We start from the raw sequence: 8628 nt of genomic DNA, 5'->3' as shown, positions 1-8628 counted from the left end.
CCAGAACTACGCGCTCTATCCGCACATGACCGTGCGGCAGAACATGGCCTTCGCGCTGCGGCTACGCCACGTCGACGCCGCACAAATGCGCGAACAGGTCAATGACATCGCCAACCTGCTCGGCCTGTCCGAGCTGCTCGACCGCAAACCCAAGGCCCTCTCCGGCGGCCAGCGCCAACGCGTCGCGATGGGCCGGGCCCTGGTCCGCCAACCACGGGTGTTCCTACTCGACGAGCCGTTGTCCAACCTCGACGCGAAGCTACGCGTGTCGATGCGCGCCGAACTCGCCCGGCTACACCAGCGGTATCGGATCACCACCGTGTACGTCACCCACGACCAGGTCGAGGCCATGACCCTCGGCGACCGCATCGCCGTCATCGACAAGGGCCGCCTTCAGCAGGTCGGCACCCCACAGGACCTCTACCGCGCCCCGGCCAACCGCTTCGTCGCCGGATTCCTGGGCTCGCCCAGCATGAACTTCGCCACCGTCGAACCCACCGGCGGCGAGCGCGTCACGGTGACCTTCGACGGCCAGAAGTTCGAAATCCCCGACGCCGTCGCCCGGTACCCGGGACTCGCCCGGCACCTCGACTCGCCCGTGATCATCGGGCTGCGGCCGGCGGCGTTCTCCCCCGCCGGACCGGCGAACGCGACGGCGATACGGATCGTCCCACTCGGCGTGGAGTCGCTCGGCGACGAGAAACACGTCCTGTTCGAGCCGCCTCAGACAGGAGCAGCAGTCGCATCCAGCACCACGACCCCGGCCGCCGGTAGTGATGTGCCGGTGACGGTGGACGAGTCGGTAGCCGCGCCGCTGTGGACGGCCAAGCTTCCGCAGGACGCGGACGTGGCCATCGGCCACCCGCTGTGGCTGACCGTTGACCTGACCGAGGCCTACTTCTTCGACCTGGACAGCGGCCAAGCCATTCCCAAGACGAACCGAGGCCGACAACCGGCACCAGCCGCCGCCGCGGACGCGCAGGCCGCATAGCCGGGGCACGCTCACCCAGTGCCGACACGCTGCTTCATCCGTCTGGCCTGCTCGGTGCACCGGATCACCCCCTCGATCGGAGGATCACCTGACCACCGAGCAGGACAACCCACCGAACCTGCACGAACAAGTCCGCCAAACCTACGCAGCCGCAGCCCTGACCGTCACCCGGCATAAGTCCGGGTGCTGCGAGGACAACACCGCCGGCGACCAGGCCAAGCCGGTCGGTGCCGGACTGTACCCTGCCGCCGACCGCGACCAGCTTCCCGGCGACGCGGTCGCCGCTTCCCTGGGCTGCGGCAACCCGACCGCGATCGCCGACCTGCACCACGGTGACGTCGTGCTCGACCTGGGCTCCGGCGGCAGAATCGACGTACTGCTGTCCGCCCGCCGGGTCGGCACGACCGGCAAAGCATATGGCCTGGACATGACCGACGAGATGCTCGACCTGGCCCGCCGCAACGCCGCCGAGGCCGGCGTAACCAACGTCCAATTCCTCAAAGGCCAGATCGAAGCCATCCCACTACCCGACGCCACCGTGGACGTCGTCATCTCCAACTGCGTCATCAACCTCTCCACCGACAACGAGCCGTACTCGCCGAAATCTTCCGGATCCTCAAACCCGGAGGACACCTCTGGCCCGGTCGCCGCCGCAACCGGGCGCCTCGGGCTCGCTCATCTCCTATCTGCTCCCCGAGCCGGGGCGAAAATCCCTTGCGGTTCCGATCGCCCGGCTACGGCCGCAGCAGCGCCGCGACACCCCTGCCACCGGCGAGCGGCTCGGCCTCCTCGTCCTCCACAACGGTGACGGCACCGCCCGCGCGGTACGTTTTCGACCATCCGTTCGCCTGGGCTCGGACACACCGGGCACGGCGGGCTCGGTGAGTGATGGATGCGCCGACATCACACCAGCACGCGCTCCGCGTCCCGCGGTGTCACCGCGCACCAGCCGAGTTCCCGGTCGATGCGGGCGGCCAGGGCCGCCGAGGCGGGTGGTTCGCCGTGCACCACATAACACGTACGGGGCGGGGCTGGCGCGCTCTTCAGCCAAGCGAGGAGGCCGTCGGCGTCGGCGTGTGCGGACAGGTCGTCCACCCCGGCCACCTCGGCGCGCACCGGAACGTACCCGCCGTACATCTTCAGCGTTCGCGCGCCGTCGAGCAGGGCACGACCCCGCGTCCCAGCCACCTGGAAGCCGGGCAGCAGGATCAGGTTGCGCGGTTCTGGCGCCAGGTGCGCCAGGTGATGAACGACGCGCCCACCGGTGGCCATGCCGGAGGCGGACAACAGGATGCAGGGCGATGACGGGTCGTTGAGCCTGGCCGATTCCTCCGCCGTGCTCGCCAACCGGAGATCGCCGGGGTCGAACGGATCGGTGGAGTGTGTCCGGATCTCCGGGCGGATCTCCGGGGCGTCCTCCCGGACCGCCTGCCGGTACACCCGCAGCGCGGCCAGGGCCATCGGGCTGTCCACGAAGACGGGAACCGAGGGTAGCCGGCCGGCCGTCATGAGTTCGCGAAGCGCCATCAGCAGCACCTCGGTCCGGTCTATCGCGAACGCCGGAATGATCACGACGCCACCGCGGGCGAGGGCACGCCGGATCGGAGCGGCGAGCCGCTCCAGATCGCGCGGCGGGTGCGTCCGGTTTCCGTACGTCGACTCCACCACCATGGCGTCCACGGCGGGCGCCACCTGCGGGCCGGCCAGCAGCGGATGATCCGCGCGTCCCAGGTCCCCGCTGAACCCGAGGCTGCGCTCGCCGGCGTTCACCTGGACGATCGAGGAGCCGAGAATGTGACCGGCCGGGATCAGGCATACCGCCAGTCCGGGTGCCACGACCTGATTGTGGTGATACGGCACCGGCCGGAGCAGGCCGATGGCCTTTTCGGCGTCGGCCTGGTCGAACAGCGGCCGCGGGTCGGCGTGCCGGCTATAGCCATGGCCGGAGGCGTACCGGGCGTCCTCCTCCTGCAGGTGGGCGGCGTCGCGCAAGACGATCGGCGCGACCTGCGCCGTCCACGACGAGCAGTACACCGGCCCGGCGAAGCCCTGCCGCACCAACCGGGGTAGCCACCCGACGTGGTCCAGGTGCGAGTGGGTGACAACGACGGCGTTGAGGTCGGTCACCGGTACGGGGAACGGCACCCAGTTGCGCCGTCGCAGCGAGCGTTCACCCTGGAACATCCCGCAGTCGACGAGCAGCCGCGACCGGTCCGCCGTGAGGAGAAAGCGGCTGCCGGTGACCGTACCGGCCGCACCAAGGAACTGAAGGGACACCTGGCCCGATGCTGATCTCACTGTTGCCCCCTCGTTCCTCCACTGCGGCCGTCGCACCTGTCACCCTGCTCCGGGCCGGGCACCGGCGACCAGTGCCGAACGTCCCTGGTCGAGCCGCGGGCGGCCATGACGCATCTTCCGCTCCTGCGCGTGTTGCCGGCAAACAAGGGCAGTAGAGGCGTGTGGACGTCCGGATACACTGTCCGGCGCGTACGAGCACGCAGCCTGACCTGCCCAGATGACATTCTCGGCAGGTACAAGGTCGGACAGGTTGTCGGCGAGTCGGGGCAGGACGGTCTCGGCCGCCATGGTGCCCGGGACCACGACGGTCTGCGTGTCGAGGGCGGTAACGGTCTGCTCGACCAGGCGGGCACCCATACGCGGCGCGCGTTTCCTGACCAACTCGGCGAGTTTCGTGCGGCCGGTCTTGCGGATCCCGACCCGGCCGCCGCACTGCGACAACAGCTGCAGGACGGCGGGGTGCTGCAGTTGATCCTGGAAATGTTTCGCCACCACGCCGGGGGACGCGACGCAGTAGACGCATCAGCAGGGCCCTCAACGTCAGTACGTGGCGGACCGCCCTACGGGTGGCGGTCCGCCACCCGTAGGGCGGTTCGAACGGTAGGTCCCGACCCGGCTAACGGTCCCGTACCGGGAAGTAAATCGCCAGGGCAATCAACAACTGACCGCGGTTGTTGATGTCGTGCGCACCGTAGGCCACTTCTGCCGGCACGCCGGCCGAGGTGAGGTCTCGCATGGTGCCACGGCTGTAGAGGAACGCATGCTCCTCGAGCGAGAACGGCGCGACGTTGCCGCTGCCCAGGATCACGCCATGCTCGTTGATCGCGATCGCGCCGCTGGCATTACCGCCCGGCAAGAAGCCGAGGTAGGTCATCTTGCTGCGGTACCAGCGCACGGCGCGGCTTATCGGCTCGGTGGTCCAGTCGGTGACACTGCCGGCGATCTCGCCGCGGTCGTTGATGGCGGTGGCTCGGCTCATCGTGCTGGTCGTCAGCCACGTCACCGTGCCGCGTTGCCACAGAAATGCGTGCTGTGGTCCCTCCACGCCGCGACCGGACCAGCCAACCACTTGACCCCGGTTGTTGATGTCAAGGGGTTGTGTGAATCCGCCGACACCGAGGTCGCGCATCCGTCCGCGCTGCCAGATAAACCCGCGTGGTTCGCCGTCGGCGGTCCAACTCGTGCCGACGATCTGTCCGCGGTCGTTGATGGCAGAGGCGTAGCTGGAACCGCTGCCCAGGTCTCCGAGGTCGATGAGGTGGCCACGCCGCCACAACACGGCCCGCTGCCGGCCACCGCGGTCGCTGTTACCGACCACGTCGCCGCGGGTGTTGACATCCCGGGCCATGCCGCGTTCGTCCGGGCCGGATTCCAGGACCCCGAGATCGGTCATCCGCCCGCGCTGCCACAGGAAGGGGTGCAGGGCATGACTCGCGGTCTCGAACTGACCCACCACCTGCCCGCTGTCGTTCATCGCGAATGCACCGGCCCGTTCACCGTCCACGCCGGCCAGCGGCACCATCCGGTACTGCCGGGGCAGCGGCGCCGCGCCGCCGGCCACCGCGGGTCCGGCGGCGGTGGCCACCGTGGCGACGAGCGCGCAGGTCGCTGCCACCAGGATGCGCACTATCCGAGCCATCTCAGACCTCCGCCCGCCCGAGCGTCGCCGCACGGCGCAGCGCAGGGCCGATCAACCGCTGGATCGTGGCCCTGTTTCCCGAGGCGTACTCCCAACCGAGATCGGCCAGCACCACGACGGCGCGGCCGACGCGGGCGACGATCACGTACGTGGTGTGGGTGAGCGGCTGCCCGTCGGGGTACTCCCAACGCTCTCGTAGCCGGATGAGCAGCGAGTCCCGGCCGGCCACGCCGGTGCGCACGACCGTCCACTGTCCCACCTCATCGGTGCGACCGCCGCAGCGCGGCAGCGCACGGCGCAGCTCGCGCAGATACCGTGCGGCACCGGCGCCCCGGTAGGTGCCGACGTGTTCGACCAGCGTGGTGTGGAAGTCAGCCGTCGGGTAGTCGATCACAATGGTGCCCTCAGCCCGGAGGGACGCCTGGCTGCGATACCGCGCGGCACCGCCCGGCAGCGGAGGGCGTAGATACTTGGCGTACTCGTCATCCACCTGCCGGCCGGCCACGCCACCAAGGTCCTCTGGTTGCAGGAATGCCGACCCCGGAACGACCCCGACGGTGGACCGGCGATAGGCCTGGACGGGCTCGGCCAACGCGAGGGCGCCTCCGGAGACGAGCAGCACCATCGCGAGAAGCCGAACCAAACCTCGTGCGGGCCTGAGCATTATGGACATCGCTTCCTCCTTGCGTGCATGCGACACCTGGTCGGACGGCACCTGACGGTGGCCACAACGCGCGACGGGCAGCGGGTGGGGATTCACTCACGCGGACACGTCCGGCCCCCAACCCCCGCAATGTAGCCTCGGCGCACGGTGCGCAATAGGGCCGTTGGTCCTCGACGGATCGATCCGGCACGATGGGAGGCGGATTAGAGTCAGGGCGAAGTGGCTCTGGCACGGTCTCGGTGATCGTGCCCGGTCGATGTCAGTCGGCGAGGAGGATGCGGAGGCGTAGGAGGTCGGGGTTGGCCCGGCCGTACCATTTGTCGTTTGAGCATTTTGATGCGGTTTACGTTGCCTTCGACCGCGCCGGAACTCCACTGCATAGTGAGGCCGGCGGTGACGGTGTCCCAGTCTTTGCGCAGGCCGGCAGCGAAGGAGCGGATCTCGGCGATGGTGCCGTGCTCGGCTTGTTTGACCGAGGCTTCGAGGTGGGCGCCGCCGAGCGTGCGGGACCGGTGGCGGTGCCGGGGTTGGCTGGTCGCAGCCCCGCAGGTTGATCAGGTAGCGGCGCAGGGTGCGTTCGCCGCCGCGGTAACCACGGGCGCGGATCTCGGCCAGCAACTCGGTAGTGCCGGTGATCCCGTCCTTGCAGCGTTGCTGCAGATAGCCCTTGTACCGGTCGAGGATGCTGTCGCGGGCGGTGCCGTTGGGTCCGAGCAGCAGATCGGGGTCGGCGGCCTCGGCATAGCGGCGCACGGTCTTGGGGTCCAGGCCGAGCCTGCGGGCGATGACGTAGACGCCCAGTCCCTACTGGTGCAGGGCGTGGACCTCAGCGTGTCGGGCCCGGGTGCGCTGCATCCGTAATCCTGCTGGTGCCGGCTCGGCCGGGGAGACGGTCTCGGCCTCAGCGGTGCTGTGGGCCGGGGCCGGCGGGTCGGGTGCGGGTTGTAGGCAGCGGCGGTGGTGAGCGACGGCCCCACGTTCGGGTATCAGGTCATGCTCGACATGTGCGGCGGATGGGGCGAGATCCGGTTGGGTCACCACGTCGGCGCGGGCACCATCCGCCGCGCTCTCGCCGCTCGGCGGATCGGTCCGGCACCACGAGCGGTGGACACCATTTGGCGAACGTTCCTGCGTGCCCAAGCTCACGGGCTGCTGGCGATCGACTTCTTCCACCTCGACACGATCCTTCTCAAGCGGCTCTACCTACTGGTCGTGATGGAGGTGACCACCCGATTCCGGTTCCTGATCCGCGATCGCGACGGCAAGCACACCAGCACGTTCGATGAGGTCTTCGCCTCCGCGGGCATCGAGGTCGTCAAGATCCCGCCACGGACACCCAGGGCGAACTGTTTCATCGAACGGTGGGGGCGCAGACTTCGCGAGGAGTGGTACACGCTTCCCCAACCTTGTCTATTGATGTCCAACATCATCGGCTCTGGGCCGTCGGTCGTGGAACTCTGCCTTTCACGCCCGACCACGTAGTGCCAAGAGGGAGACCCGCCCGGGATGGCGTTGGCCTGGGCTGCGGCGGCCGGTCGCATCTCGGTACGGATGTCGGTCCCTTGAGGAGGGTTCCTGCTGGTGTGTCCCGGTGCGGCGCATCGAGTTGACACCGCTCAGCCATTCGTTCATCAGCCATCCCTCGGCGCCGCCAGGGGAGCAGAAAGAAAGGATCTACTATGAAGCCTCTTCGCCGATTTCTCGGACGTCTGGGCCGCCAGGCAAGTGTGACCGCCTTTGCCGCGGGGCTCGCACTCACCGCTGCGGTCGCACCCGCAAGCCCCGCTTCTGCCGCCGCCCTCGGGCCGATCAGCAACACCTTCGTGGGCGTGTCTGAACCCTCCGCGAGCCAGAGGGCGGCACAGGAGGACGCCACCCGTACCGCGTTCATGTGGGCGGGCTTCAACTGGAACACCAGCAACTGCCGCGTAACCCAGACCGAGTTCCTCTTGGTTCAGAACCTGTACCACTACACGGTGCGGGTCACCTGCACCGGTGAACCCCTCAGTGTGGCGGACACGCTGGATCTTGTCCGCTACATCAGCAACGGGGAACACCTCAGCACCACCTGGGGTGCCTTCGGCGCCACCCGCGAGGGCAGCCTCGGCAAGCTGCACGGCGCACAGAAGCCGGGCACAGTGGTGCTGTACCAGTGCGCTGGCGGCTCCCGTGACACATTCACCTCCCACGACGTCAACTGCGAGGGCCACCGGTACGGTACCCGCCTGGGCTTCATCTACCAGGCACCACCGGCGGGCATCGCCACCAAGCGCCTGTACCGATGCATCGTCGGCGCCGAGCACTTCGATTCCAACGACTCCAACTGCGAGGGCCAGCGCACCGAAGGGCTCCTCGGCTACACGCTGGCCTGATTCCGCGGTAGTGCCGCCGTCAATACCAAACCCTGCCGAGGCACCCGGGGAACCACGGCCGTCCTGAGATCGTGGATCTTGTTGTACCCGTGAATCGCTCTGGCCGGCAGTGTCCGGGGATCACTCGTTTGGGGTAACGCGTGGCGTAGCGGCGGGGTAGATACAACGGAACTCCGGTAGTGCGAGGCGTCCTTCCACAGACTTCTCGCAGCCGGAGTTCCGTTGTTGGCGATCGTCCGCGCCTTCACCGAGACCCTGCCTCTGCCTGGCGCAGAGATCGTCGCGGCGCGCGCTCACGACTGGGTCGCAGATCCGCATACGCTGGGCGGCATGAGCCTCTTGCGGCCCGGCGATTTGCGAAATCTCGGTGCCTTCCGTGCACCTGAGGGCCGACTTGCCTGCGCAACCGCTGACATCTCTTCGACCAGGCCGGGATACGACGGCGCTGTCCAAAGTGGCATTACGGCGGCGGCCGACGCAGTGGCCATCGCGGGCTCAGGTGTCTCTCGGCGGGTCTTTCCTGCGTAGCCGCCGGACAATCGTCCGACGCGCTTGCCGTGCGGCTACCGCCCGGTGGGGCCATTCGGATCAACGGCGACATGAGTCGATCAGACAGAGCCGGCCGCGACCGCTCGACCGCCACGAAAGAGGCTCTTGTCCCACG

Annotated in this window: 9 protein-coding genes and 1 pseudogene; 5 read left to right on the top strand and 5 right to left on the bottom strand. The window is 68.4% G+C overall.

All coding sequences use genetic code 11. From position 1 onward, the window contains the following. On the top strand, positions 1 to 991 hold a 991-nt coding region (locus DMB66_RS26115; protein ID WP_148112768.1), incomplete at its 5' end, for an ABC transporter ATP-binding protein. 340 nt (positions 992 to 1331) lie between these two features. Then, positions 1332 to 1799 carry a methyltransferase domain-containing protein gene (locus DMB66_RS26110; RefSeq protein ID WP_199752632.1) on the top strand — a complete coding sequence of 156 codons (468 nt, stop codon included), beginning with the start codon at positions 1332 to 1334 and terminating at the stop codon, positions 1797 to 1799. Positions 1800 to 1894: 95 nt separating this feature from the next. On the opposite strand, the gene DMB66_RS26105 is transcribed toward DMB66_RS26110, so the two are convergent. The 5 genes and pseudogenes from DMB66_RS26105 to DMB66_RS64035 form a co-directional block, all read right to left on the bottom strand. Further along, on the bottom strand, positions 1895 to 3268 hold the full coding sequence (locus tag DMB66_RS26105) for an MBL fold metallo-hydrolase RNA specificity domain-containing protein (protein WP_125806759.1): 1374 nt from the start codon (positions 3266 to 3268) through the stop codon (positions 1895 to 1897). Between the two features lie 267 nt (positions 3269 to 3535). Continuing rightward, positions 3536 to 3760: pseudogene (locus DMB66_RS64040) on the bottom strand (IS110 family transposase); the annotation flags it as partial. 145 nt (positions 3761 to 3905) lie between these two features. Next, complete coding sequence (locus DMB66_RS26095) at positions 3906 to 4916, bottom strand: hypothetical protein (RefSeq protein ID WP_158647362.1); 1011 nt, start codon at positions 4914 to 4916, stop codon at positions 3906 to 3908. Between the two features lie 13 nt (positions 4917 to 4929). Continuing rightward, the gene (locus DMB66_RS26090; RefSeq protein ID WP_125806756.1) at positions 4930 to 5601 is read right to left on the bottom strand and encodes a hypothetical protein; all 672 of its coding nucleotides are present in this window, start codon (positions 5599 to 5601) and stop codon (positions 4930 to 4932) included. A 200-nt stretch (positions 5602 to 5801) separates the two neighbouring features. After that, the gene (locus DMB66_RS64035; RefSeq protein WP_370319203.1) at positions 5802 to 6032 is read right to left on the bottom strand and encodes a hypothetical protein; all 231 of its coding nucleotides are present in this window, start codon (positions 6030 to 6032) and stop codon (positions 5802 to 5804) included. A 520-nt stretch (positions 6033 to 6552) separates the two neighbouring features. Here DMB66_RS64035 and DMB66_RS26080 point away from each other — a divergent pair. The 3 genes from DMB66_RS26080 to DMB66_RS66035 all read left to right on the top strand — a co-directional run bounded on the left by DMB66_RS26080 (position 6553) and on the right by DMB66_RS66035 (position 8492). Next, a complete protein-coding gene (locus tag DMB66_RS26080) occupies positions 6553 to 7074 on the top strand; it encodes a hypothetical protein (RefSeq protein WP_125806755.1) in 522 nt (173 codons plus the stop codon). 197 nt (positions 7075 to 7271) lie between these two features. Further along, positions 7272 to 7964 carry a hypothetical protein gene (locus DMB66_RS26075; protein WP_125806754.1) on the top strand — a complete coding sequence of 231 codons (693 nt, stop codon included), beginning with the start codon at positions 7272 to 7274 and terminating at the stop codon, positions 7962 to 7964. A gap of 222 nt (positions 7965 to 8186) precedes the next feature. Further along, positions 8187 to 8492, top strand: coding sequence for an FAD-dependent oxidoreductase (locus DMB66_RS66035; protein WP_125806753.1), 306 nt, complete (start codon positions 8187 to 8189; stop codon positions 8490 to 8492). Positions 8493 to 8628: the final 136 nt, after the last annotated feature.

Source organism: Actinoplanes sp. ATCC 53533 (assembly GCF_003947245.1).
This window is presented reverse-complemented; position numbering and strand designations above follow the sequence as displayed.